This is a genomic window from Nonomuraea sp. 3N208 (assembly GCF_052245935.1).
GTDB lineage: Bacteria > Actinomycetota > Actinomycetes > Streptosporangiales > Streptosporangiaceae > Nonomuraea.
In genome coordinates this window covers 91002-115836 of sequence record NZ_JBQQBR010000003.1, presented here as the reverse complement: position 1 = coordinate 115836, position 24835 = coordinate 91002, and the positions used below count along the sequence as shown (strand labels likewise).

The following is a 24835-nucleotide window of genomic DNA, read 5'->3' as shown; positions in this document are numbered from 1 at the left end:
GAGTAGGGGAATTATCCCTCTCTGTAGTGACGTAACCTCAAGGCCATGGCGGACGTCGGCGACCAGAAACCTTCCTTCGATTCACCCACCACCCCGTTCCGCAAGGTCGTCCTGCCTGCGGAGGAGACGGTCAAGATCCCTCGCCCTCCGGCGCCGGGACCTTCCGTGCCGATCAAGCCCTCGACTCCGCCCCCGACCCGGCCTCCCATCCAGCCGCCGGTGCAGCAGCCGCCCCTGCCGCCCCTGCCGCCGCCGCTGCCGCCCAGCCCCCCGGCCCGCCGTCTCGGGGACATGCCGATCAAGGTCGTCTACCTGTTCGGCGCCATCCTCGCCACCGTCCTGGCGGTCGTGCTGATCTTCGTGGTCTTCTCCGGCGACGTGCCGACCAACAACCAGCCGGGCGAGCAGGTCGTCCGCGTCGCCCCCATACCGACCTCGGCCACGCCCACGGCGGCCTCGCCCAGCCCGACCGTCACCGAGAGCCCGATCGTGTTGCCGCCGGTGCCGGAGAGCAAGGCGTACAAGACCCTGTCGGGCACGGCGTCCGCGGTCACGGGAACCATCACGGACACCAAGTCCGGGATCAGCTATCCGCGGCTGGCCTCGCCGTGGAAGGCCAGGTCCTACCCGCCGTACTCAATCGCGCAGCGGATCGGCAAGGTCGAGATGCCGTTCACGTTGATCGCCTCGGCGATGTACCCCGGCGATTCGCCCGCGAAGAAGCCCAGCTCGAACGCCGACTATCGGGAGATCGCCACCCAGGCCGTCCGCTGGACCATCCGCACGCAATACCCCAAGGGCGCCACGGTCGAGTGGACCGCATCCAAGAAGATCACGCTCGGCAAGGGCTGGACGCTCGGCTACGAGGTGACCTACACCGACGACGGCGAGCAGGAGGTCGCGCAGGCCATGGTGACGGTGGTCGAGGTGGGCAAGACCAAGCCGGCGATGCTCATGGCCTCGATCCCGGCGTCGAACAAAGCACGCTGGCCCGACCTGAACACCCTCGCCCTGCAGGTTCGCCCGCTCTAGCCAGGAAGCCAGAAGCATCCTCTAGAATATGGTTCTGGGCATGAGTCGGACCTGGCTGGAGGATGAGCAATGGCGATCGGGTTGAGCGAGGAGCATGAGGCGCTCCGTGAGTCGGTGAGCGGCTGGGCCGAGCGGAACATCTCCTCGGAGCTGGCGCGCGCCGGTTCTGACGGGCGCCCGCCGTTCTGGGCCGGTCTCGCCGAGCAGGGGCTGCTCGGCCTGCACGTGCCCGAGGAGTACGGCGGCTCCGGCTACGGGCTGCTGGAGACGGCGGTGGCCGTCGAAGCCCTGGCCGAGCGCGTGGCCCCCGGCCCCTACGTGCCGACCGTGCTGGCCAGCGCCGTGATCAACGCATCGAAGCGCCCTGAGCACCTCGAATCGTTCGCCGACGGCACCCGCACCGGCGCGGTCGCGCTGACCGGCGACTTGCGCGGCACCCTTGCCGAGGACGGCTCCCTCGTCGTCTCCGGCACGGCCGAGCCCGTGCTCGGCGGCTCGCTGGCCGACGCGCTGGTGTTGCCGGTCGCCACGGCCGAGGGCGAAGAGTGGATTCTCATCGACGCCTCCTCCGCCACCGTCACCGAGATCAAGTCCCTCGATCTGACCAGGCCGGTGGCCAAGGTCGAGCTGTCAGAGCTGGCCGTGCCCGCCGAGGGCATCCTGGGCGGCGTCCAGGGCTCCGACGTACGAAACCTCGCCGCGATCCTGCTCGGCGCCGAGGCCACGGGCCTGGCCTCCTGGTGCGTGACGGCCGCGGCCGACTACGCGAAGGTCCGCGTCCAGTTCGGCCGCCCGATCGGCCAGTTCCAGGGCATCAAGCACAAGCTCTCCCGCATGCTGGTCGCGCTGGAGCAGGCCCGGGCCACCGTGTGGGACGCCACGCGCGCGCAGGGAAAGGAACTCGACTACGCTGCCGCCATCGCCGGCGTGATGGCCCCCGACGCCGCGGTCCAGTGCGCCAAGGACGCCATTCAGACGTTCGGCGGCATCGGCTACACCTTCGAGCACGACGTGCACCTCTACTACCGCCGCGCGCTCACCCTGCGCGCCCTGCTCGGCTCGTCGGCCGAGTGGGCCGCCACCGTGGCCGCGCTGGCGCTCCAAGGCGTCTCCCGCGAGATGGAGATCGACCTGCCGGAGGACGCCGAAGAGCTGCGCGAAGGCATCCGCGCCGAGATCGCGGAGATCGCCCGGCTCGAGGGCAAGGAGCAGAAGCGGGCGCTGGCCGCACGCGGCTTCGTCATGCCCCACCTGCCCAAGCCATGGGGCCGCGCCGCCAATCCGCTGGAGCAGGTGCTGATCGCCCAGGAGCTCAAGGCCGCCAAGGTACGCACGCCCGCGCTGATCATCGGCGCGTGGGTGGTGCCGTCCATCGCCGTGTACGGCACCCCCGAGCAGCAGGAGCGTTTCCTGCCCAAGACGCTCAGCGGCGAGATGATCTGGTGTCAGCTGTTCTCCGAGCCCGGCGCGGGATCCGACCTGGCCTCGCTGCAGATGAAGGCCGAGAAGGTCGAGGGCGGCTGGAAGCTCACCGGGCAGAAGATCTGGACCTCGGTCGCCCATGTGGCCGAGTGGGGCATCTGCATCGCCCGCAACTCCAGCGAGGGCACCAAGCACGAGGGCATCACGTACTTCCTGGTCGACATGAAGGCCCCGGGCGTCACGGTCAGGCCGCTGACCGAGATGACCGGTGAGAACCTGTTCAACGAGGTCTTCCTCGACGACGTCTTCGTCCCCGACGACCTGGTCGTCGGCGAGGTGGGCGAGGGCTGGAAGGTCGCTCGCAACACGCTGTCCAACGAGCGCGTCTCGCTGTCGTCCGGCTCGGGCGGCACCGGCGCGTCCGTGCCCGACCTGCTCGGCCTCATCGGGCGGCTCGGCCGCGAGCTGACGCCGGCCGAGGCGCAGACGGTGGCAGCGGTCGTCTGCGAGGGCCACTCGATCAACGCACTTTCGCTGCGGGTCACGCTCAAGCAGCTCGCGGGGAACGAGCCGGGGGCGGACGCCTCCGTACGCAAGCTGCTGTCCACGTCCCACGCCCAGCACGTCTCCGAGACGTCAGTGGAGTTGCTGGGCGCCGCCGCCACGACGGCGGCCGACGCCAAGCTCGGCGACGCCGGCTACTGGAACCGGGCGGTGCTCGCCACCAGAGCCATGACGATCTACGGCGGCACCACGGAGGTGCAGCTCAACATCATCGGCGAGCGCATGCTCGGCCTGCCCAGGGACCCCGAGCCCGGCAAGTAACGCATGTGACGCTGCGGCGGCTACGCTCCCCTGTGCCTGGAATGTCCGGGAGCAGGGGAGGCGGTGCTTCGGTGGAGGTCGAGCGCCCCCCACGTATGTGGCTGATGCCCGCGCTCCTGGGCATGGTGCTGGCGGCGCTGGCGCTGGGGCCTGGGCTCGGCTGGGGGCTGGTGCTCCGCTATGACCTGCTGTTCGTGCCCGACCCACCGCTGTTGCCGGACAGCGGCGGCTTCCCGCGCGCCGTGCCCAGCGATCTGGTGGTGGCGCTGCTGTCCCGGGTGCTGCCCGTGGAGATCGTGCAGAAGGGCATGCTGGTCGCGATCTTCGTGCTGGCCGCGACCGGCGCGGCGGCGCTGGTGCCGCCGGAGCGCAGGCTGGCGCGGCTGGTCGCGGCCGCCTGCTACGCCTGGAACATCTATCTCGCGCAGCGGCTCATGCTCGGCCAGTGGGCGCTGCTGCTCGGCGTGGCCGGCCTGCCGTGGGCGGTGCGGGCCGTGGGCATGCGCTGGACCCGGCTCCTCCTGGCGCTGCTTCCCGCGGCGATCGGCGGGTTCCAGGCCATGCTGGTCTCGGCCCTCACCCTGATGCCGATCGCCGTCACGCGCCGCAAAGTGCCGGTGGTCGCCGTGATCCTGATCGTGTTCAGCTTGCCCTGGGCGGTTCCCGCGCTGCGCTCGGGCGCGGTGACGGACCCTGCGGGGGTCGACGCGTTCGCGGCGCGCGCCGACGGGCCCTTCGGCGTCGTGGGCAGCCTGCTCTCACTGGGCGGCATCTGGAGCGCCGACGCCGGGCTGCCCGGCCAGGAGTCGTGGTGGCTCGCCACCGCGCGCTTGCTCCTGGTCGCGGTGGGCGTCTTCGGCTACGTACGGCTCCGCACCGCCCCGGACCGGCCGGCATGGTGGGGTGGGCTGGCCGTGGCCGCAGGGGCCGGGCTCTGTGTCGCGGCGCTGGGGGCGTTCACGGCCGGCCGTGAGGCGCTCAAGTGGCTCATCGCCCTATGGCCGGGATTCGGGCCGCTCCGCGACGGACAGGTCTATCTCGCGCCGCTCGCCCTTCTGGTCGCGGTCGGCCTGGCCGCGGCCTTGCGGGAAGGGACGCCCGCGCTGGTCGGGATCGTGGCGCCGGTGCTGGTCCTGCCCACGCTCGCGTTCGGGGCGTTCGGGCGGCTGGCGGCGGTCACGTACCCGCCGGACTGGACGGCCGTGCAGCGGATCGTCAACGCCGACCCCGTCCCCGGAGCGCTGCTGTCGCTGCCCTGGGGCGCGCACCGTGCCTTCGCCTGGAACGGGGGCCGGATCGTGCTGGACCCGGCCACGAAGCTCTTCGAGCGCCGGGTCGTCTGGGACGACTCGCTGTACGTCGGGCTGCCGGACGGCGGCCGGCTGCGAGTGCGCGGCGAGGACCCGCTCAACCGGCGCGCAGGCGAGTTCCTGGCCGCCGGTGATCACGCTCGGCTGCCCGTCAGGTACGTCCTGGCGCCGGCAAGTCAGAACGGGTTCCTGCTTGAGGTGGCCGGCTTCAAGACCATTTTCCGCGGCCAAGAGCTCCACTTGCTGCGGCGTTGACCCGGCGTTTCGTGATATACCAGAGAGTAACTTGCTTTATCACGGTTTGACCAATCTTATGGATTCAAGCCGGAACACGTTCTAGTCTCGGCACACTGCGCCACCGATCGGAAGGAGTGCTCTGTTGTTGCGACTTCTCGTGGCCTTGGCCATCGGAGCTCTGCTGGCGGTCGGTGCTTCCGTTGCTGTGGTCAATGTGGCGTCACCTTCCCTGACCCCGCCGAACCAGCCGCTCTACAACTACGGCACCAGGTGATCCTCCCCGCTTGACGGGGCCATACCAGCTCAGCAGCACGGAGTGTGGCTCCGCCATGCCCGCACGCCCGCTGACGAGGAGTGACGGTGGTCTTTACCGGTGAACACCGGGCCGAGGCGGCAGGCCTGGCAGCGCTGACCTATTCATCGGGGGACGAGCAGCCGCTCGCGGGGGTTCGCGTCGCCATGCTGAATTTTCGCGAGCCCCGGCAGTCGACCGCCGGCGGCGCAGAGGAGTACGCCTGGCAGGTCAGCCGGTTCCTGCTGGCCCAAGGAGCCTCGGTCGTCTTCGTGACCGGCCGCCAGCGGGGGCAGCGCCCCGCCGAGGCCCTGGAAGGCATCCAGGTGCGGAGGATGGGCAACCCCTATCTCGTCTACCTGCTGGTGCCGCTCTGGCTGCTGTTCCACCGGCGCTCGGTCGACATCGTGATCGACACGATGAACGGCATCCCCTTCTTCTCACCGCTCGTAGTACGCCGCCGCACCCCCGTGCTCTGCCTCGTGCACCACGTCCACGACCGGCAGTTCCACGCCTTCCTCCCGCAGTGGCTGGCCAGGATCGGCTGCTTCATCGAGGGGCCCGTCGCCCGGCTGCTCTACCGCAACTGCCTGACGATCACGGTCTCGGAGTCGTCCAAGCAGGAGCTGGTCAAGAGGCTGCGCTGGCTCGCGGCGATCGCCATCGTGCCCAACGGCTGTGCCGCGCCCGAGGACGGGCCGCCAGAGTCCGGCCATGGCGACCCGGCGATCGTGTACGCCGGGCGCCTGGTCGGGCACAAGCGCATCGAGCGGGTCGTGGAGCTGGCCGCCGATTTGGACGCCGCCTGGCCGCGGCTGACCGTGCACGTCATCGGGCGCGGACCCGAGCAGGGCCCGCTGGCCAGGCAGGTCGCGGACAAGGGGCTGTGCGGGCGGGTCGTGCTGCACGGATTCCTGCCAGAGGAACGCAAGAACGCGCTGCTCGCCGCCGCGCGGCTCAATGTGACGGCCTCGGAGTTCGAGGGCTGGGGGCTGACCGTGATCGAGGCCGCCGCGCTCGGGGTGCCGACGGTGGCCTACGACGTGGCGGGGCTGCGCGACTCCGTACGCCACGGTGTCACCGGATGGCTCGTGCGTGAGGGGGAGACCCTGTCGGACGTCGTCGAACGCGCGCTCAAGGAGTTGTCGGACCCGGCCCGCCGGACGGAGGTGGCCGACGCCTGCCGCGCCTGGGCGCGGGAATTTACGTGGGCTCGAACGGGGGCTAGCATAACCGGACTTATCCTGGCAAAACTCCAAGATTGCGGCGGAGCCTATCAGTGACCCAAGCCTCGCCTGGACTCCGGGGGGAGCTCGCGGAGTCCACCGCCGAGAGCTACGAGACACGGATCAGACACAGGCTGCGACTGCTCGCGTCCTGCCTCCTGCTCGGCGCCATCGCGTTCAACACCTCGACCGAGAAGATCATCCCCGAGACCAAGCTCGACATGGCGGTCAACCCGCTGGGCTTCCTCGGCCGGGCCCTGCACCTCTGGGACGGCGCCTACTTCGGCCACCTGCAGAACCAGGCCTACGGCTACCTCTTTCCGATGGGCCCGTTCTACGCGCTCGGCCTCGAACTCGGCATGGAGGGCTGGACGGTCCAGCGGTTGTGGATGTCGCTGGTGTTGTGCACCGCGTTCCTCGGCGTGGTCCAGCTGGCCCGCGCGTTCGGCATCGGCGGCCCGCTCACCCGCGTGCTCGCCGGCTTCGTGTACGCGCTCGCGCCGCACGCCCAGGCGCTCATCGGCATCAACTCCTCGGAGTTCCTGCCCAGCGCCGTCCTGCCGTGGATCGTTCTCCCCCTGGTCAAAGGGGCCAGGCGGGAGTTGTCACCGCGCCGGGCGGCCGCGTTGTCCGCGCTCGCCTTCCTCTTCTGCGGCGGAGTCAACGCCGTGGCCGAGGCCGCCGTCCTCGTCGTCCCGCTGTTGTACCTGCTCACCAGGCGCGGCGGGCTGGAGAAGTGGCGGCTGACCGCATGGTGGCTGGCGCTCATCGCCTTGGCGTCGATGTGGTGGGCCGCCCCGCTGCTGACGCTGGGCGGCTACATCTTCTCCTTCCTGCCCTTCATCGAGACGGCCAGCGCGACGACCGGCGTCACGTCGCTGGTCAACGCGCTGCGCGGGACGTCGAGCTGGCTCAGCTTCCTGACGGTGGACGGGCAGACCTGGCTGCCCGACGCCAACCAGCAGTCCACGGTCCCGTGGCTGATCGTGGCCACCGCGGCCGTGGCGGCGCTCGGCTTCGCCGGCCTCACCCTCCGCAGGCTGCCCGAGCGGCCCTTTCTCCTGATCAGCCTGCTGTGCGGCGTCGCCGTCATCACGACGGGCCACCCGGGCACGCCCCACCACGAGCTCATGGTCGAGTTGCTGGACGGCCCGCTCGCCGTCTTCCGCAACCTGCACAAGTTCGACGCTCTGGTCAGGCTGCCCGTGGCGCTCGGCGTCGCCGGGCTGCTGTCCCTGGTCCGGCTGCGCTGGCGCACGCCGCTGACCGTCGCCGCTGCCGGGCTGATGGGGTTGTCGACCCTGCCCATCCTGTACGCGGGGCTCGCGCCGGTCGGCGGCTTCACCGCGATCCCCGACTACTGGAAGCAGACCGTCTCCTGGCTGGGGCGCAACGCCGGAGACGGGATGGTCCTGGCCGTGCCCGGCGCCAAACGTGGTGAGTACCTCTGGGGGCGGCCCCTGGACGAGCCGCTGCAGGCGCTCTCGCAGGGCCGTTGGGCCACGCACACCATCGTGCCGTGGGGGTCGGCCGGCATCTCGCGGCTCATGGCCGCCATCGACGAGCGCCTGTCCACCGGCGAGGGGTCGGCGGGGCTCACGGCCACGCTGCGCCGCATGGGAGTGACGTACCTGGTGGTGCGCAACGACCTGGACCGCGCCACGATCGGCACGGCCTGGCCGGTCCGCGTGCACCAGGCACTCGAGGACTCGCCCGGCATCTCGCTCGCCGCCCAGATGGGGCCCGGCGTCGGCATCGGCCAGTACGGGAAGGCGGCCGCCTGGGTGGACCAGCCCTACCACGCGGTCGAGATCTACAAGGTCGCGGACGCCGCACCGCTCGTCGGCACCGTCGAGGCCACCCGCCCGCTCCGCGTGGGAGGCGCCCCCGAGGCCCTGCTCGACCTGGCCGAGCAGGGCCTCCTGGACGACGACCGCCCAGTCCTGCTCAACGACGACCAGGGCCAGGTCGAGGTGCCCGCCGGCGACACGGTGCTGACCGACACCCTGCGCCGCCGCGAGCTCTCCTACCCCGACCTGCGCCGCAACGCCAGCGCCACGCTCACCGCCGACGAGCCGTTCCGCGGCGACCTGCCGTCGAACGACATCCTCGATCCCGGATGGGAGAAATACCTCGCCACGGCGACGCTCACCGGGATCGCGAAGGTCACGGCGTCCAGCTCCGAGGCCGATGTCACGGCGTCCCCACGCTCCAGGGAGCCCGGCCGTCAGCCCTTCGCCGCCCTCGACGGCGACCGGCGGACCAGTTGGCGGTCCACGGGCTGGAACGGCGCGGTCGGCGAGTGGCTTGAGGTCGCCTTCACCCAGCCTCTGACGGTCGCCACGATCAAGGTGGCCTTCGAGAACGCGCCCATCGGCCCCCCGCCCAGCGAAGTGGCGGTGGAGACCGACACCGGCTCGCTGCGCCAGCGGGTACGCGCCACCGCGGACCCGCAGGAGCTGGTGGTGCCGAGTGGCCCGACCAGCCGCTTGCGCGTGAAGGTCACCGCCACCGGCTACGAGCCGCAGAGCAGGCTCGGCAGCCGCGTCGGGATCACCGAGCTGACCATCCCCGGCGTCCAGGCCGGCCGGTCGATCACCGTGCCCGACCCGGGCGCAGCCTCGGGCGAGCCGGTCTCGGTCGCGGTCAGCAGGACCGGTGACGTCCCCGGATGCGTCAAGGGCTCCGTCGCCTGGAGCTGCGCCAAGGGCCACGAGGTCCTCGGCGACGACGGCAACGGCTTCGACCGTTCGTTCACCGTCAGGAAGGACGGCTCGTACGCCGTCTCCGGCCGTGCGGTGCTCACCGAGCGCACCGCCATCGAGCGGCTCAGCACGCTGCCCGGCGACGCCATAAAGGTGCAGGCGTCCTCGACCGCGGTCGAGCACGGCGCTGCCGCCGGCCGGTGGGCGTTCGACGGGGACCCGAAGACCGCCTGGTTCGCCGATCCGCTCGACCCGCGGCCCACGCTGAGCGTCGAGCTGGCCCGCAGGACGCGGCTGTCGCAGATCCGCGTCGTCACACCCGACTCCTACCTCGGCGCCCCGCCTATCCGGGTGACGATCCGGGCCGAGGGCGGGGTGCGGCAGAGCTGGGTGGGCAAGGACGGCCTGCTCCGTTTCCCCGCCATGGATGCCCAGAAGGTCAAGCTGGAGTTCGGCGCGTCCGGCGGCCGCTCCATCGAGATCAGCGACATCGCCTTCCCCGGGGTGCGCCCGCTCGGCGCGCTGACCGGCTTCCCGCTCAGGATGCCCTGCGGGTTCGGCCCGACGCTCACCATTGACGGCGACGCCGTGCACACCGAGGTCGTCGATGGCACGCTCAACGACGTGGTCATCGGAAAACCCATCACGTTCAGGAGTTGCGAGCCGCAGCGGCTCGCGGCCGGCCAGTCCCGCATGTCCGTACGCCCAGGAGAGTCCTACCGCATCGAGTCAGCCATCGTCCGCCCCCAGCCGGGCGTCCGCGCCGCCCCCATGGACATGAACCCCGTGGACATGAACGACGTCGCCGTGCAGTCGTGGGACGCCGCCGAGCGCGTGGTGAAGGTCGGCGTCACCGTCGACTCCTACTTGGTCGTCAACGAGAACTTCAACGCCGGGTGGCGGGCCAAGCTGGGAGCGGTCGAGTTGAAACCCGTCCGGCTCGACGGCTGGCGGCAGGCGTGGTTCCTGCCCGAGTACACCGTGGGCACCGTCACGCTCACCTACGAGCCCGACGGTGCCTACCGGGCCGGGCTGGCCGCGGGCGGCGCCCTGGCGCTGCTGGTGGCGCTCCTCGCCCTGGCGAGAACGGGCCTGCCCGCGCGGCACCTGGCGGCGATCCGGCCCGCTCGCCTGCGCCCAGCCCATGTCATGCTCTTCGCCGTCGCCCTGGGGTTCTGGGTCGGCGGACCGGCCGGCGCGGGCGTCGTCGGCGTGGTCTATGCGCTCGGAACCCGGTTGCGCCCGCTGCGCGAGGCCGAGCACGGGCGCCTGCGGATCCGCGGGCGCCTCCTGCTGGGCCCGCCGGCCGGTGTCGCCCTCTACCTGGCCGCCGCGGTGCTGGTCGCCGTGGGTGTGGGCGGTCTGTGGCCGCAGCTGCTCTGCCTGCCTCTGCTGGCGCAGCTGCTCGCCGAGGTCCCCGCCAGGCGGGCGGCGGCCAAGCGGATCGAGATCCCCGTACCCGTCGCCGCGGGCGGCCCGACCATGACGAGCGTGTCATGACCGAGACCACCAAGCCGCGTACCGGGTTCGTGCTCACCGTCCCTGCCCCGATGGCCCGCACCGCCGGGGCGGCGTCCCGGTGGGCGCGGCGCCACGGCGTCCTGCTGGCCGCCCTCGTGCTCATCGCCGCGGCCATGGCCTGGAAGACGGCCATCGTCCAGAGCTCCTACTTCAAAGAGGACGACTTCGAGTTCGTGGCCAGGGCGATGGAGAACGGTCTCTCCTTCGACTACCTGACCCGCATCCACTTCGGCCAGTTCATGCCGGGCGGATTCCTGCTGGCGTGGCTCACGTCCAGGCTGGAGCCCTTCGGCTGGGGGTACGCGGCCGGCGCGATCCTGGTGCTGCACGCCTGCGCCGCCCTCGCCGTCCTTCGCATGCTCCGGGTCGTTTTCGGCGAGCGGCCCGCGATCCTCGCGCCGCTCCTGGTCTTCCTCGTCGCGCCGATCACCGTGCCCGCGCTCGTGTGGTGGGCGGCGGCGCTCAACACCGTCTTCCTGCAGCTCGCCCTGCCCATGGCGATCGCCTCGCACTGGCACCACCTGCGTACCGGACGGCTCCGGCACGCCGTGGCCGCGGCGCTGTGGGTGCTGTTCGGGCTGCTCGGGTTCGTCAAGGGCTTCGCCCTGCCGCTCGTGCTGTTCGCGCTCACGGTGCTCTACCACGGCGGCCTGCGCACCGCGCTGCGCAAGTACATGGCCGCTTGGTCGATGTACCTGCTCGTGCTGGTGGGTTTTGGGGCGCTCTACGTATATCGGGCGCTCTCGTCGCCCAACACCGGAGCTCTGCCGATCTTCGACCAGGCCGCAGGGTTCCTGTGGGAGCTGCTCGGCAAGACGTTCGCCACCACCGTGCTCGGCGGACCCTGGCGGTGGTTCGCGGGCGGCGACTGGGGAGTGGCCTCGCCGCCGCTGCCGATGGTGATCGCCTCCCTCGTCACCCTCGTGGCCCTGGTGGCGGTCACCGCGTACTACCGCAGGCGGGCGGGTCTGGCCTGGGCGCTGTTGCTCGGGTACGTGCTCGTGGCCGACGCCCTGCCGGTGTTGTGGGGCCGGGTCCACCTGCTCGGCTCGTTCGCCGGCACGGACACGCGGTACGTCGCCGACGCCGTCCCGCTGATCGCGCTGGTCGTCGGGCTCGTGCTGCTGCCGCTTCCCGGAGAGGCGGAGCCGTACCGCAGGACGCTGCCCGGCAGGGAGCGGGTGAGCGGGATCTGCGGGGCGGCGCTCGGCCTGTTCGTGGGCGCGTCGCTGGTCACGGTCACGCTCTTCACCGGCTACCTGGGCGCGGACCGGCGTCACAGCTACATCGAGACCGCACGCGCGGACCTGGTCATGGCGGCGTGGGTCGGCACCGTGATCTACGACCGGCTCGTGCCGTCCGATGTGCTGCCGAGCAGCTACAAGGCCTACAGCCTGACCTCCAGAGTGCTGGGCGCAATGGCCACGCCTCAGCTCAGGGCCAGGATGCAGGCGCCGCCCGCGTCGCTCGACGGCATGGTGTTCGACGACCAGGGCCACCTGCGGCCCGCGGACGTCCAGGGAATCCCGCTCGTCCCGACGACGCGGGACCGGTGCTGGCCGGTCACCCAGGGGAGCGTGCAGGTGCCGCTGGACAACCGCGTCAGCCGCGTGGAGGGCACCCTGGTCAAGCTCGGGTACGCCGCCCGCGCGGACACGAAGATCACGTTCTGGATGGGCGAGCGCGCCGTTGACGTGGAACTGCGCTCCGGCCTGGGCAAGGTGTTCATGCTCGCCGAGCCGGGCGCCGACCGCATCGTCGTGCACGACATGCCGCCGGGCGTGTGCATCGGCGACGTGACGCCGGGACAGGCGGTGCCGCGACCGTGAACGTCATGAGCCGCAGGAACCTCGCGCTGGTGCTGGCCGGCGTGGGCGCCTTCCTGCTGACGCTCATCCCCCTGACCCGCCTGTACGTGTACGGCCAGCTGCTCAAGGCGCCGCTGGAGCAACAGAGCATGACCCGGTCGGTGGCGGAGTCTGCGACCTACCTGGACCCGGCCACGATGCGGCCGGCGGCGGGGGAGCTGGTGCAGACCCGGTGGCTGATCGGCGATGTGCTGGCCGGTGACGACGACCGCGCGGTGTGGGGCGAGTCGATCTCCATGGCCACACGGGATGGCGAGCGGCTGGACTACCACGAGCGGCGCCTTGCCTTCGACCGCCGCACCGGCGCCATTGTCAACTGCTGCGGCGAATACCTGGACGAGGACACCTCGATCGAGCAGTCGGGACAGGCGTTCCGCTGGCCCTTCAACGCCCAGCGCCGCGACTACACGCTGTTCGACCTGCGGCTGCGCCAGCCGGTCACGGCCGCGTTCGACGGGGTGGAGCGGGTGCGCGGCGTCGAGACCTACCGCTACGTCCAGCGCACGCCGCGCCGGCTCGTCCCCGGCGAGACCGCGCCGCTGCCGCGCCACCTTCTGGGGCTGCCGGGCAAGGGCGACGTCGGGCTGGGCCGGTACGCCGAGATCCGCCGCACGTACTGGGTGGAGCCGGTCAGCGGCCAGCCGATCAAGACACTGGACGAGGTGGAGGAGACGCTGGTCACGGCCGACGGGCGGGGCCGGCTGACCGCGCTGGAGGCGGCGTTCCGTACCACCGAGACCGACGTCGTGGCGGCGCTGAACACCGCGGCCGCCTACCGCCGCTGGATCCTGCTGCTGGGAACGGTCGCGCCGGTGGGCGGCGGCGCGCTCGGCGCCGGCTGTGTGGTGACCGCCATCTGGCTCATGCGGCGGCGCTCACCTGCGGCGCAGGACGAGGAGCAGGTTCCAGGTGACCAGCTCGCGGATGCCAGGTAGGTGGACGACATGCCGGGCCCAGCGGGGATGGTAGCGAGGGATCGCATCAAGGATCTCCGCGTCGCGGCACCGGCGGGCCCAGGCCAGCGGCTTGGCCACCCCGATGGCGTACATGCTCTCGCCGTAGACGTTCTTGGGCGGCTTGCCGTGTCTCCGCGCGTACCGCCGGGCGGCGTAGTGGCCGCCCAGGTAGTGCCAGGGAGAGGTCTCGTGGCCGCCCCACGGCCCGAGCCAGACGGTGTACGACAGGTAGACGATCCCGCCGGGACGGGTGACCCTGACCATCTCGTCCGCCATCTTGAGCGGGTCGGGGACGTGCTCAAGCACGTTCGACGAGAAGCACACATCCACCGAGCCCGTGGCGAGGGGCAGGTCCAGGGCGCTGCCCAGGATCGAGTCCCGCGGCGGCACCCCGTCGCGCAGGCGCATCTCCCCGGCGTCGCAGTCCACGCACAGGGGCCGGGCGCCGACGGCACGCAGCGCGTCGGCGAAGTAACCGGGGCCGCCCCCCACGTCGGCCACCGTGGCGCCGGCCAGTTCCGTGTAGGTCGCCAGCTGGGCGACCGTGTCACTGGCCAGGGTGCCGTAGAAGAAATCCGGATCGCTCTGCTCCAGGCGGAAGGCACGCAGCAACCGGACGGATCTGCCGAGATCCGCTCGGAACGGTTCGGGGGTGTCCACGGCGCGGAGCTTACTGCAGCGGAAGGAAACGACGATGCCTGAGGACGTCAAGCGCTCGAAAACGGAAACGACGCCGGCTGAGGACGTCGCGCGCGCCGAAACCGGAACGACGCCGGCTGAGGACGTCAAGCGCCCCGAACCCGTGCAGATCACGCTGCCCGCGATTCGCACCGGGCCGGTCATGGGTGCCGGCCTGCTGCTCATCCTGGTCTCGCTGGTCTTCAAGGCCGGCGTACTCAGCAAGGCGTACTTCGTCGAGGACGACTTCCTCTTCGTGGCCGGCGCCAGTGACAGCGGGCTGACCTGGGAGTACCTGACCCGGGTGCACAAGGGCCACCTCATGCCCGGCGCGCTGGCCCTGGTGTGGGTGCTCACGTCGGTGGCACCGTACAACTGGGCGCTGGTCTCGTTCGTCACCCTCGCGCTCCAGGCGGCGGCCTCGATCGTGTTCCTCGTGTTGTTGCGGCGGCTGTTCGGGGACCGAGCGGTCGTGCTCGCCGCGCTGACCGTCTACGTCTTCGCCCCGCTCACCGTGCCCGCGATGAGCTGGTGGTCGGCCGCGCTCAACGCGGTGCCGCTGCAACTCGCGCTGATCGCCGCGCTGGCCTCGCACATCAGATACGTCCGCGAGGGCAAGGGCCGCTGGCACGCCCTCATCTGGACCGCCGTCGGGATGGCCTTCTCCACGAAGGGAGTGTTCATCCCCTTCGTGGTGCTCGGGATCACCAGCGCCTACCTGGGCAAGGGGTTGTGGGCTCGCGCGCTGCTGACCGAGCTGCGCAGGCCCGTCTGGTGGGCGCACGGCCTGCTGCTGGCCGGGTACGGCGTGCTGTACTTGCTGCGCGGTGACAGCGCCGGCTCCGACGGGCTGACCGGCCCGAAGGCCGAGATCGTCCCCGGGCTGCTGCGTAGGCTGCTGGGGGAGACCTTCCCCACGGGCGCGGTCGGCGGCCCGCTGCGCTGGGGCGGGCTCACCGCCACCGGAGGGCTGGCCGACCCGGCCCAGGCCACCGTGATCGGCTCATGGGCCATGATCGTGTTACTCGTCGTGGTCACGTGCGTGTACCGCAGGCGGGCGTGGCGGGCGTGGGCGATTCTGGCCGCCTACGTCGTCGTGGCCGACGCGGTGCCCACCGTGATCGCGCGGGCCACCGCGTGGGACCTGGTGGGCGCGGAGACCAGGTACGTCGCCGACGCCGCGGTGCTGGTCCCTCTGCCTGGCGCTGGCCTGGCAGCCGGTCGAGGGCGAGCCCGACGACACCCGCCGCAGGCCGGTTCCGGGCACGCTGTCGCTGGCCGCGGGCGGGCTGACCGTCGCCTTCGTGGCCGTGTCACTGGTCTCGATCAACGCCTTCGGCGACACGCTCAGCGGGGGCAAGGTCAGGAGCTACCTGGACAACGCGCGGGCCTCGCTGGCCACCGCCGCGCCGGACGCCGACATCTACGCGCGTCCCGTGCCGCCGGAGATCGTCCTGCCCTGGAACGGGCCGCGCCGCCTGACGTCCTACGTGCTCGCGCCGCTGGCCGACCCCGAGATCAGAGAGCGCATGCGCGAGCCGCAGCCGTCGGCCGAGCCGTACGTCTTCGACGCCACGGGCAAGCTCGTCCTCGTGGGCCGGGTGGCGCCCTTCTTCGACGCGGTCAAGGGCAGGAAGTGTTACCCGGCGACCCAGGTCTTCCCCGTCGAGTCCTTCGGCGACCCCGGCATGGTGGTGGCCATGGCGTACGTCAGTCCCCAGCCGGTGCAGGTCGTGGTGGACCTCGGCGGCACCCAGCGGGCCGCCACGCTGCCCGCGACCGGCGTCATGGGAGCGCTGTTCTACGTTCCGCACGACGGGGCGGGCAAGGGCATGCGGATCAGCGCGGCCGGCGGCCAGGGTCAGGCGTTCTGCCTGAGGGCGGTGGCCTTCGGCGAGCCGGGACCGGCCCCTCCGGCGCTCTGAGGGATGAAGCGGATCAGCCGCCTGGCGGGCTCCTCCACGTAGCGGTAGGTGAGCCCGGAGAGCGCGACCGTGATGGCGCCGACGGCGGCCAGGTTGAGTAGCAGGTTGCCGGTCCACGGCTCTTGGCCGGTGAAGTCGTACCAGAGGTAGATGACCACGAACTGCCACAGGAAGACGCCGTAGGAGATCCGGCCGAGATAGCTCATGACCCGCCCGCCGAGCAGCGCGCGCACCGGCGTGGCGCGCTCCGGCTCCAGGGCCGCGGGCGCGACGAGACAGAAGGCGATGACCGTGTAGAGGGCCTGCTCGTAGAACGCGGTCCAGATGCCGCCCAGACCGACGAAGCGCGGCCCGGTCACCGGGGTGGCGGCGATCAGGTACGCCAGCCCCGCGATGAGCCACAACGTGCCCCACGAGGAGGCCAGGGCCGCGCACAGGCGGCGGATGCGGCCGTCATCCGCCCGGGCCCAGACGGTCAGTACCGCCAGCGCCATGCCCGGCACGAAGAACGTCCACGAGCGCGGCAGCCACACGTTCATCCACGGCCGGTACTCGGGGAAATACTCGAAGATCGTGTACACGTAGGAGAGGGCGGCCAAGGCCACCAGCCCGATCAGCAGGCGCCTGGCCCTGGCGCCCAGGTCCGGTCCCGCCCGCAGCGCGAACCCCCGCAGCGCGGCAGCCACCAGCGGGAGCGTGAGGTAGAACGTCAGCTCGACCGCCAGGCTCCACATCTGACCGAGCCCCTTGGGCCCGAGGCCGAACCACCACGGGTTCGTGTCGTAGATGTGCACCAGGAACAACATCTTCCCCCACGTCCACGGATCCGACCGGTGGACCTCGCCCCACAGCAGCAGGGCCACGGCCACCACCAGCCAGTAGGCGGGGATGATGCGCAGGAAACGCCTCCACAGGTAGCGGCGCGTGCTGGGAGCCGGGTCTCCGATCAGGACCTCGGCGGCCCAAGCGCGGTAGAGCAGCAGGCCGGACAGCGTGAAGAAGATCGGCACGCCGATCTCGCCCCTGGACAACACGCCACCCAGGAACCCCGGCTCCAGCGCCGTGCCCGCCTCCATCGCCACGTGGAAGACCAGGACGGCGAACGCGGCCACCGCACGTATGCCATCGAGAGACGCCTGGTGTCCGGAGACCGCGGGCACCCCCGCCGATGTAGAACCTGTTTCGGTCACGTTTCCGCATCCCTGGTGACGTCGGTCACTCACCGCAATAACATACCGGCGAGTAGGAACTAGTTTCAGTTACTTAATCACCCAGACAGGCGTCCGTGCACCTGCACATGGAGGGTCGATGAACCGGGTCGTCGTAGGCAGCGTCCTCATCGCCGTCGGGGCATTCCTCATCGTTCTGGCTCCGCTGATGCGCCTCCAGGTGGCGCCCGCGCTCATGGCCGCCGCGGGCGACCACTACGGGATCACCAAGCTCCAGGCGACCGGCGCGCAGTACTTCAGCATCCCCGACGGCAAGGTGCTCACCGCCGACCTCGACATCATCGTCACCACCCGTGGTGACGTGAAGGAGGCGTCCGGCGACCGGGTCGTGTGGGACGAGTTCACCGCCGTGAACGACGTCACCAACGGCAAGCCCGGCATCAACTTCACCGAGCGGCGCAGCGCCTTCGACAAGCGCTCGGGCGTCGGGCTCAACTGCTGCGGCGTCAGCATCGACAAGGCTCCGGTGCAGTTGCAGGGCCAGATCTACAAGTTCCCGTTCGACGTGGAGAAGAAGACCTACCTGGTCTTCAACTCCAGCGCGGGCAAGGCGTTCGAGGCCAAGTTCGTTGCCGAGGAGCAGGTCAACGGCCTGAACACCTACAAGTTCGAGCAGGTCGTCCCCGAGACCCAGACGCAGACCCTGAACGTGCCCGCCGCCTTGTTCGGCATGGGGGAGTCCGGTGACGTGCAGCTCAACCGCGTCTACTCCGGCACGGTCACCTACTGGATCGAGCCCACCACCGGCGCGCCCGTCCGTCAGGAGCAGCAGCGCAACGAAGTGCTCAAGAGCCAGGACGGCATCGAGCGCTCCAAGGCCTTCGTGGCCACGGCCAAGATGACCGACGAGACCGTCAACGAGCTCGTCACCAGCGCGCGCGAGGGCAAGAGCCAGATCACCCTGATCAGGACCACGTTGCCGATTGTGCTCGCGGTGGTCGGTATCGTGCTGTTCGTGGGAGGCGTTTTCCTGACCGTGCGCGGCCGCAGGACCTCATGAGCCAAGACGTGGTGTCGCGGCCCCGCACGGCCGCACCCGCGCTGGCGTTACTCAGAGCGGCCAGGCCGCGCCAATGGGTGAAGAACGTGCTGGTCCTGGCCGCGCCCATGGCCGCCGGAGTGCTGGGCGAGCCGCGCAGCCTGCTCGCGGCGTTATCGGTCTTCGCCGCGTTCTGCCTGGCCGCGAGCGGCGCGTATCTGCTCAACGACGCCTCCGACGTGGCGGCCGACCGGCTGCACCCGCGTAAGCGGCACCGGCCGATCGCGGCCGGTGAGGTGTCCGTGCGGACGGCTCGGGTGACCGGCGTCGCCCTGCTGATCGTGGCGCCGGCGGTCGCCGCGCTCACCGGGAGCTGGGAGTCGTCGGCCGTGGTCGCCGGGTACGTGGCGCTGACGCTGTCGTACACGGTGTGGCTCAAGCATCAGGAGGTCGTGGACCTGATCGCGGTCGCCGGGTGCCACGTGATCAGGGCCTACGCCGGTGCCGTCGCGGTGGACGTGCCCGTGACCGGATGGTTCCTGGTGGTCGTCTCGCTGGCGGCACTGCAACTGGTGGTGGGCAAGCGGGAGGCGGAGCTGCGGACCCAGGGCGTGACGGGGACCCGCGCGACGCTGGCCGCCTACTCTCCCGCTTACCTGGCCCAGGTCCGGATCATGTGCTCGGGCGCGATGATCGTGACGTACTGCCTGTGGGCGCTCAACGCGCACGAGGACCTCTTCTACGGGCTCAGCATCATCCCGTTCCTCCTGCTCGTGCTCAGGCATAATCTGCTGGTGGACCGGGGGAGGGGCGAGGAGCCCGAGGAGCTGGCCGCACGCGACCGGCCGACCCTGCTGTTCGCCGCCGGGCTGGTCGTGCTGGTGGCCTTGGGGATCTATATATGACGACGTTCCTGACCGGCTGGGGGCGTACGGCGCCCACGCCGGCCACGCTCGCGCGGCCCCGCTCCGTCGAGCACCTGAGCGAGCTGGTGGCCTCGGCGCCACGGCGGGGCGCGGTGGCGCGCGGCCTGGGCAGGTCGTACGGCGACGCCGCACAGAACGCCGGCGGCCTCGTCCTCGACTGCACCGGCCTGGACACGTGGACCTTCGACGAGGCGGCAGGACTGGTGACCGCCTCCGGCGGGGTCAGCCTGCACGACCTGATGACGGCGCTCGTCCCCCGGGGCTGGTTCGTCCCGGTCAGCCCGGGCACCCGGCACGTCACCGTCGGCGGCGCCATAGCGGCCGACGTGCACGGCAAGAACCACCACCGCGACTCCTCCTTCGGCACGCACGTCCGCTCGCTCACCCTGGTGACCGCCGGCGGGACGGTCCGCACGCTGCGCCCCGGCGATCCGCTCTTCTGGGCCACCGTCGGCGGCATGGGGCTGACCGGGGTGATCGCCGAGGCCACGTTCGCCTGCGTGCCCGTCGAGACCGCCCTCATGCGGGTGGACGTGCAGCGCACGGCCGACCTGGACGAGACGCTTGCGACCATGGCGGCCACCGACGACCGCTACCGCTACACGGTGGCCTGGATCGACCTGCTCGCCCGGGGCAGCAGGATGGGGCGCAGCGTGCTCACCAGAGGCGATCACCTGCCGCGTGCGGAGGGGAAGGAGCCGCCGGCCTTCGCGCCCGGCGCGTGGCTGCGGGCGCCCGCCCGGGTGCCCGGCGGGCTGCTCAACAAGCTGAGCGTGCGCGCGTTCAACGAGGTCTGGTACCGCAAGGCGCCGCGGCGCCGGACCATCGTGCAGGGCATCGCGCCGTTCTTCCACCCGCTCGACTTCGTCGAGGGCTGGAACCGCGTGTACGGCTCGCGAGGCTTCGTCCAGTACCAGTTCGTGGTGCCCTTCGGCGCGGAGGACACCCTGCGCGACATCGTCGGGTCGTTGTCGGCGCACGGGACGGTGTCGTTCCTGACCGTGCTCAAGAGGTTCGGGCCGGGCTCGGGCGGCCTGCTGTCCTTCCCTATGCCCGGCTGGACGCTGGCCCTGGACATCCCCGTCGGGCAGCGCGGGCTGGACGGCCTGCTGCGCGGCTTCGACCGGCGCGTGGCCGACGTCGGAGGCCGGGTCTACCTGGCCAAGGACTCACGGCTGCGCGCTGACATGATGGCGGCGATGTATCCCGAGCTGGATCGGTGGCGGCGAATCAAGGACGAGGCCGATCCAGCCGGGCTGTTCCGCTCCGACCTGGCCAGGAGGCTCCGGCTTTGACTGCTCCCCGCCTGAAGGCGGAGGGATTCCTGGCTCACGCTGCCTGACGGTCCTGCGGACTGCCGGGTCTTACGCGATCGGCACCAGCCGGGTTCAGACCAGCCCGGACCAGCATCACATGGGCAGAGTTCTTGTCCCGGGGCCGGGATGTTCCGCACGCGGTGCAGGTGTAGGTACGTTCGGAAAGAGGTAGTGCGTGCTTGGTTCTCGCTCCGCACGGTGCGCATTCGGTGGTGGTGTGCGCCGGGTACACGAGTCGGACGTCCCGGCCGTGCTTGCGGCCCATCTCGATCAGGGCGCGCTTGGTGGCGCCGATAGCCGCGTCGGCGGCCTTGCGGGCCATGGTGGACTTGGCCAGGAATTTGGGTTTGAAGTCCTCCACCGCGAGCACGTCATGGTCGCGGACGACGCGTTTGGCCCACTTGCGGCCGGTGTCCTCCCGCTGGCGGGCGACCTTCTTGTACTGTTTGGCGCGCAGCTTCTTCGCCTCGCGGTAGCCCTTGGAGCCTGGCTGCCCTTTGGCGGGCTTGCGGCGGGCCATCATCTTGTCGTACCGGCCCAGCCTGGCCTGGGCCTTCTTGCCGTACTCGGGATGCGGCAGGTCATGGTTGTCGCTGGTGGTGGTCGCGGTCTCTGTCACGCCCCAGTCGATGCCGATCGCCTGCCCCGTCTCCGGCAGCGGCTGCACCTGGGCGGGGACGACGAACGAGCAGTACCAGTGGCCGAGGCTGTCGCGGTACACCCGCACCGAGGACGGCTCGCCGGGCAGATCCCGTGACCACACCACGGTCAGCACGATCCCGCCCGCCAGGTGCAAGCGGCCGTCCTTGATGCCGAAGCCGCGCCGGGTGTAGTTCAGTGTCGGGTCGGCCAGGTCCTTCTTTTGAGGCGCGGCATCCCGGCCCGCTGCCGGATCGGCAGGCGTTCGGCGATGTCCTTCAGGGCTTTGGCACGGGATTTGCCGAAGTCCCGGATGGTCTGCTGCTGGGGAACGCAGGAGCCCTCACGCAGCCACGGCGTGATCCGGCGGGCCTCGGTCAGCATCTTGTCGAGCTGGGCCGGGCCGCAGGTCAGCTTGTCGCCCGGGTGGGCCCGGTTGTGCAGGTGCACCTGCTTGGACTTGGCCACGCACTCGTTCCAGATCCACGGGCACCGATCCCACTCGGCCAGCAGGGCGGCGCGGGCGGTGGACGACACGCGAAGCCGGTAGGTGTACCGGACATGCCCGGTATCCTCGGCAATCCGCGGTGGTGTCGTCATGATCGGCCAATCTATCGGGGAGGTACGACGAAATTGAGCGTTCGTCGCGGGGTTGAAGCCGGATCGCCTTGGCGGCGATCCGACTGTCCCTGTTCTGCTTCGCAGGAGGTCCGGATTCCTCCCGGCCCTAAAGTTAAAGGACCGGGCTTCCTCCGGAGGTTTCGGTGAAGAACGCTCTCGGCGCCGTCGACACCGTGCTGCTGCTCGGCGGGCGCAGCGAGATCGGCCTGGAGATCGTCCGGCTGCTGGTGGCCCAGGGCGCGAGCCGGGTGGTGCTGGCCGTGCGCGGCGAGTTCGTCCCGCCCGCGCTGGGCGCGGAGGTCCACGTCCTGCCGTTCGACGCGCTGGACGTCCACGGGCACGGCGCCGTCTTCGACAAGGCGGTGGAGCTGGTCGGCGATCTCGACGTGGTGATCTCGGGGTTCGGCGTGCTGGGGAGCCAGGCGGACTACGACGCCGACCCGGCGGCCGCCGCGCGGGACGTGGCGGTCAACTACGGCGCCCATGTGTCGGTGGGGCTGCACGCGGTCAGGGTGCTGCGCGAGCAACATCACGGCACGCTCGTGATGTTGTCGTCCGTGGCGGGCGCGCGGGTCCGCAAGGCCAACTTCGTGTACGGCTCGGCCAAGGCCGGGCTCGACGGGTTCGCTCAAGGGCTGGGCGACGCCCTGCACGGGTCGGGCGCCAGGGTGCTGATCGTGCGACCGGGCTTCGTGATCGGCCGGATGACGAAAGGGCTCACCCCTGCTCCACTGTCCTCCACACCCCGGCAGGTGGCGTCGGCCACGGTGCGGGCGCTGCGCGAGGGCGCGTCCTCCGTCTGGGTGCCGCGCGCGCTCGGGCCGATCTTCGCGGTCATGCGGCTGCTGCCCCGCGCCCTGTGGCGCAGGATGCCGCGTTAGAACCCGTTCCATCAGAGTGACCGACCAAAGGTTCTAGAGTAGAACGCGTTGCAGTTTAGTGGGTGCGCGACTTATCGTCGGCTCATGCGGACACGTGTCACGGACATGTTCGGAATAGAGCTCCCGATCTTCGCCTTCAGCCACTGCAGGGATGTGGTGGCCGCCGTCAGCCGCGCGGGCGGTATGGGGGTGCTCGGGGCTCTCTACTTCACGCCTGAAGAGCTCGAGATGGAGCTCAAATGGATCGACGACCACGTGGACGGCAAGCCGTACGGCGTGGACGTCGTCATGCCCGCCTCCTACGAGGGCGCCGAGTTCGCGCCCGAGGAGCTGGTGGGCCGCCTGCAGTCGATGATCCCCGACGGGCACCGCTCGTTCGTCGAGAACCTCCTGGCCAAGCACGGCGTGCCGCCGCTGTCCTCGGACGCCGACGCCGGCAAGGTCCTGCTGGGCTGGACGGACGCCACGGCCCGGCCGCAGGTCGAGGTGGCCCTGCGCCACCCGATCGCGCTCCTGGCCAACGCGCTCGGCCCGCCTCCCGCCGACGTCGTGGACCTGGCCCACGCGCACGGGGTGAAGGTCGCCGCCCTCGCCTCCACGCCCCGCCACGCGCTCAAGCAGGTGGAGGTCGGGGTGGACGTGGTGGTCGCCCAGGGCACGGAGGCCGGCGGCCACACCGGTGAGATCTCCACGATGGTCCTGATCCCCCAGGTGGTGGACGCTGTGGACGTCCCCGTCCTGGCCGCCGGTGGGATCGGGAACGGCCGCCAGATGGCGGCGGGGATGGCGCTGGGCGCGGAGGGCGTCTGGACGGGCTCGTTGTGGCTCACGGTCGAGGAGGCCGACACCCCGGAGATGGCCAAGCGCCGCATCCTGGAGGCCACCTCCCGGGACACCGTCCGCTCGCGCAGCTGGACCGGCAAGCCGGCGCGGCTGCTCAAGAACGAGTGGACGGAGGCGTGGGAGTCGGAGGAGTCGCCGGGCACGCTGCCGATGCCGCTGCAGTTCATGCTGGTCTCGGACGCGCTGCGGCGCATCGGCCGCTCGGACGCCAGCGAGCTGGCGACCTTCCCCGCAGGGCAGATCATCGGGGTGATGAACCAGGTCCGCTCCACGAAGGATGTGGTGTTCGGGCTGGTGGAGGAGTACGGCGAGGCTCTCGACCGGCTGTCCCGCATCACTGAGGACTGAGCGCGACGGTCCCCGGCCGAAGCCGGGGACCGTCGCTGGCCTCAACGGCCCTCGTAGCGCGGCGCGCGCTTCTCGCGGAAGGCGCGCGTGCCCTCCTTGGCGTCTTCCGAGCCGATGACCGGCCACCCCAGATCGTCGGAGACCTTCAGGGCCTCCGGCTCGGAAAGCCCCAACGTGTCCCGGTACGTGCGCAGGATCGCCTGGACCGCGAGCGGGCCGGAGGCGGCCACGTCGTCGGCCAGCTCGCGGGCCGCCGCCAGCGCCTGGCCGTCCGGGACCACGCGGTTGACCAGCCCCATCGACAGGGCCTCTGCTGCCGTGACCGCGCGGCCCGTGAGCAGCAGGTCCATGGCGTGGCAGTACGGGATCTGCCGGGGCAGCCGGACGGCGCTGCCGCCCATGGGGAACAGGGCGCGTTTGGCCTCGAACAACCCCAGCGTGGCCGACTCCGCCACCACTCGCAGATCCGTGCCCACTAGCAGCTCGGTCCCGCCGGCCACCGCGTAGCCCTCCACCGCGCTGATGATCGGCTTGGTGGGCATGTCCTCGCGCAGCAGGCCCTTCCAATGGAAGTTCGGTATCTGGGCTGCCCTGGCCTGGACCTGCGGGTCCGACGACGGCTGGCCCATGGCCTTGAGGTCGGCTCCCGCGCAGAACGTGCCCTCCGCGCCCGTCAGGATCGCCACCCTGATCTCTGGCTCCGCCGACGCGTACGCCCACGCCGAGGCCAGGCCGATCAGCATGTCCGAGGAGAGCGCGTTGCGGACCTCCGGCCGGTTCATGGTGACGATGAGGACGTGGCCGTCGCGTTCCACTCGGCAGTGGGGGGTGCTGATCGGCAGGAGCTCCACAGATGCCTCCGAAGTATCTAATCAAGCGCTTGCTACGCACTTCGGCCCCAGGATACGCTCCCACCAGCGAACGAGAACAGGTTCCTGTTTTTGCCGGCGCCGCCGCGAGGGAGTGCCGTCGCCTGGAGGAGCGGCGGGAGCGAAGCGACCAGAGCGGGGGAAGGCGGCGGCATATGGCGACCGAGCCCGCCTCACGGAGTGAGGC

At 70.8% G+C, this 24835-nt stretch carries 21 protein-coding genes; 14 read left to right on the top strand and 7 right to left on the bottom strand.

Annotation, left to right across the window (positions count from 1 at the left end):
• Nucleotides 1-45 precede the first annotated feature (45 nt).
• The 8 genes from ACTWPT_RS05050 to ACTWPT_RS05015 all read left to right on the top strand — a co-directional run bounded on the left by ACTWPT_RS05050 (nucleotide 46) and on the right by ACTWPT_RS05015 (nucleotide 13373).
• Complete coding sequence (locus tag ACTWPT_RS05050) at nucleotides 46-1032, top strand: hypothetical protein (RefSeq protein ID WP_443176052.1); 987 nt, start codon at nucleotides 46-48, stop codon at nucleotides 1030-1032.
• A 69-nt stretch (nucleotides 1033-1101) separates the two neighbouring features.
• Nucleotides 1102-3279: an acyl-CoA dehydrogenase gene (locus ACTWPT_RS05045; protein WP_443176051.1), complete on the top strand. Its 2178-nt coding sequence runs from the start codon at nucleotides 1102-1104 to the stop codon at nucleotides 3277-3279.
• A gap of 71 nt (nucleotides 3280-3350) precedes the next feature.
• Nucleotides 3351-4844 carry a hypothetical protein gene (locus ACTWPT_RS05040; RefSeq protein ID WP_443176050.1) on the top strand — a complete coding sequence of 498 codons (1494 nt, stop codon included), beginning with the start codon at nucleotides 3351-3353 and terminating at the stop codon, nucleotides 4842-4844.
• A gap of 124 nt (nucleotides 4845-4968) precedes the next feature.
• Nucleotides 4969-5100, top strand: a complete 132-nt coding sequence (locus ACTWPT_RS05035; RefSeq protein ID WP_260477562.1) for a hypothetical protein — start codon at nucleotides 4969-4971, stop codon at nucleotides 5098-5100.
• Between the two features lie 86 nt (nucleotides 5101-5186).
• A complete protein-coding gene (locus ACTWPT_RS05030; RefSeq protein ID WP_443176049.1) occupies nucleotides 5187-6401 on the top strand; it encodes a glycosyltransferase family 4 protein in 1215 nt (404 codons plus the stop codon).
• Nucleotides 6398-10549 (top strand): alpha-(1->3)-arabinofuranosyltransferase domain-containing protein, encoded by a 4152-nt coding sequence (locus ACTWPT_RS05025; protein ID WP_443176048.1) that lies wholly within the window; start codon nucleotides 6398-6400, stop codon nucleotides 10547-10549. Before ACTWPT_RS05030 ends, ACTWPT_RS05025 begins: the two co-directional genes overlap by 4 nt.
• Entirely contained in the window at nucleotides 10546-12399 is a 1854-nt protein-coding gene (locus ACTWPT_RS05020) for a hypothetical protein (RefSeq protein ID WP_443176047.1), read from the top strand. Before ACTWPT_RS05025 ends, ACTWPT_RS05020 begins: the two co-directional genes overlap by 4 nt.
• A gap of 5 nt (nucleotides 12400-12404) precedes the next feature.
• A complete protein-coding gene (locus ACTWPT_RS05015) occupies nucleotides 12405-13373 on the top strand; it encodes a DUF3068 domain-containing protein (protein WP_443176046.1) in 969 nt (322 codons plus the stop codon).
• Here ACTWPT_RS05015 and ACTWPT_RS05010 read toward each other — a convergent pair.
• The 3 genes from ACTWPT_RS05010 to ACTWPT_RS05000 form a co-directional block, all read right to left on the bottom strand.
• On the bottom strand, nucleotides 13314-14054 hold the full coding sequence (locus tag ACTWPT_RS05010; protein ID WP_443176045.1) for a class I SAM-dependent methyltransferase: 741 nt from the start codon (nucleotides 14052-14054) through the stop codon (nucleotides 13314-13316). The two genes, ACTWPT_RS05015 and ACTWPT_RS05010, sit on opposite strands and share 60 nt — an antisense overlap.
• A gap of 510 nt (nucleotides 14055-14564) precedes the next feature.
• Nucleotides 14565-14756 carry a hypothetical protein gene (locus ACTWPT_RS05005; RefSeq protein WP_443176044.1) on the bottom strand — a complete coding sequence of 64 codons (192 nt, stop codon included), beginning with the start codon at nucleotides 14754-14756 and terminating at the stop codon, nucleotides 14565-14567.
• A 30-nt stretch (nucleotides 14757-14786) separates the two neighbouring features.
• Nucleotides 14787-15110 (bottom strand): hypothetical protein, encoded by a 324-nt coding sequence (locus ACTWPT_RS05000; RefSeq protein WP_443176043.1) that lies wholly within the window; start codon nucleotides 15108-15110, stop codon nucleotides 14787-14789.
• A gap of 266 nt (nucleotides 15111-15376) precedes the next feature.
• On the opposite strand from ACTWPT_RS05000, the gene ACTWPT_RS04995 reads away from it, so the two are divergent.
• Complete coding sequence (locus tag ACTWPT_RS04995; RefSeq protein WP_443176042.1) at nucleotides 15377-15997, top strand: hypothetical protein; 621 nt, start codon at nucleotides 15377-15379, stop codon at nucleotides 15995-15997.
• On the opposite strand, the gene ACTWPT_RS04990 is transcribed toward ACTWPT_RS04995, so the two are convergent.
• Nucleotides 15934-17187, bottom strand: a complete 1254-nt coding sequence (locus ACTWPT_RS04990) for an acyltransferase family protein (RefSeq protein WP_443176041.1) — start codon at nucleotides 17185-17187, stop codon at nucleotides 15934-15936. The genes ACTWPT_RS04995 and ACTWPT_RS04990 overlap by 64 nt on opposite strands.
• A 118-nt stretch (nucleotides 17188-17305) precedes the next feature.
• On the opposite strand from ACTWPT_RS04990, the gene ACTWPT_RS04985 reads away from it, so the two are divergent.
• The 3 genes from ACTWPT_RS04985 to ACTWPT_RS04975 are packed head-to-tail and all read left to right on the top strand — an operon-like array spanning nucleotide 17306 to nucleotide 20426.
• Nucleotides 17306-18226, top strand: a complete 921-nt coding sequence (locus ACTWPT_RS04985; protein WP_443176040.1) for a DUF3068 domain-containing protein — start codon at nucleotides 17306-17308, stop codon at nucleotides 18224-18226.
• The gene (locus ACTWPT_RS04980) at nucleotides 18223-19110 is read left to right on the top strand and encodes a decaprenyl-phosphate phosphoribosyltransferase (RefSeq protein WP_443176039.1); all 888 of its coding nucleotides are present in this window, start codon (nucleotides 18223-18225) and stop codon (nucleotides 19108-19110) included. The genes ACTWPT_RS04985 and ACTWPT_RS04980 overlap by 4 nt, the downstream gene beginning before the upstream one ends.
• Nucleotides 19107-20426, top strand: a complete 1320-nt coding sequence (locus ACTWPT_RS04975; protein ID WP_443176038.1) for an FAD-binding protein — start codon at nucleotides 19107-19109, stop codon at nucleotides 20424-20426. Before ACTWPT_RS04980 ends, ACTWPT_RS04975 begins: the two co-directional genes overlap by 4 nt.
• Nucleotides 20427-20460: 34 nt before the next feature.
• Here ACTWPT_RS04975 and ACTWPT_RS04970 read toward each other — a convergent pair whose 3' ends face one another.
• Nucleotides 20461-21243: an RNA-guided endonuclease InsQ/TnpB family protein gene (locus ACTWPT_RS04970; RefSeq protein WP_443176037.1), complete on the bottom strand. Its 783-nt coding sequence runs from the start codon at nucleotides 21241-21243 to the stop codon at nucleotides 20461-20463.
• A 38-nt stretch (nucleotides 21244-21281) separates the two neighbouring features.
• The gene (locus ACTWPT_RS04965) at nucleotides 21282-21686 is read right to left on the bottom strand and encodes a hypothetical protein (protein WP_443176036.1); all 405 of its coding nucleotides are present in this window, start codon (nucleotides 21684-21686) and stop codon (nucleotides 21282-21284) included.
• Nucleotides 21687-21850: 164 nt separating this feature from the next.
• Between ACTWPT_RS04965 and ACTWPT_RS04960 the strand changes: the two genes are divergently transcribed.
• Both ACTWPT_RS04960 and ACTWPT_RS04955 read left to right on the top strand, forming a co-directional pair.
• Complete coding sequence (locus tag ACTWPT_RS04960; RefSeq protein ID WP_443176035.1) at nucleotides 21851-22588, top strand: SDR family NAD(P)-dependent oxidoreductase; 738 nt, start codon at nucleotides 21851-21853, stop codon at nucleotides 22586-22588.
• Between the two features lie 84 nt (nucleotides 22589-22672).
• Entirely contained in the window at nucleotides 22673-23779 is a 1107-nt protein-coding gene (locus ACTWPT_RS04955; protein ID WP_327585302.1) for an NAD(P)H-dependent flavin oxidoreductase, read from the top strand.
• A gap of 41 nt (nucleotides 23780-23820) precedes the next feature.
• On the opposite strand, the gene ACTWPT_RS04950 is transcribed toward ACTWPT_RS04955, so the two are convergent.
• A complete protein-coding gene (locus tag ACTWPT_RS04950) occupies nucleotides 23821-24630 on the bottom strand; it encodes a crotonase/enoyl-CoA hydratase family protein (protein ID WP_443176034.1) in 810 nt (269 codons plus the stop codon).
• Nucleotides 24631-24835: the final 205 nt, after the last annotated feature.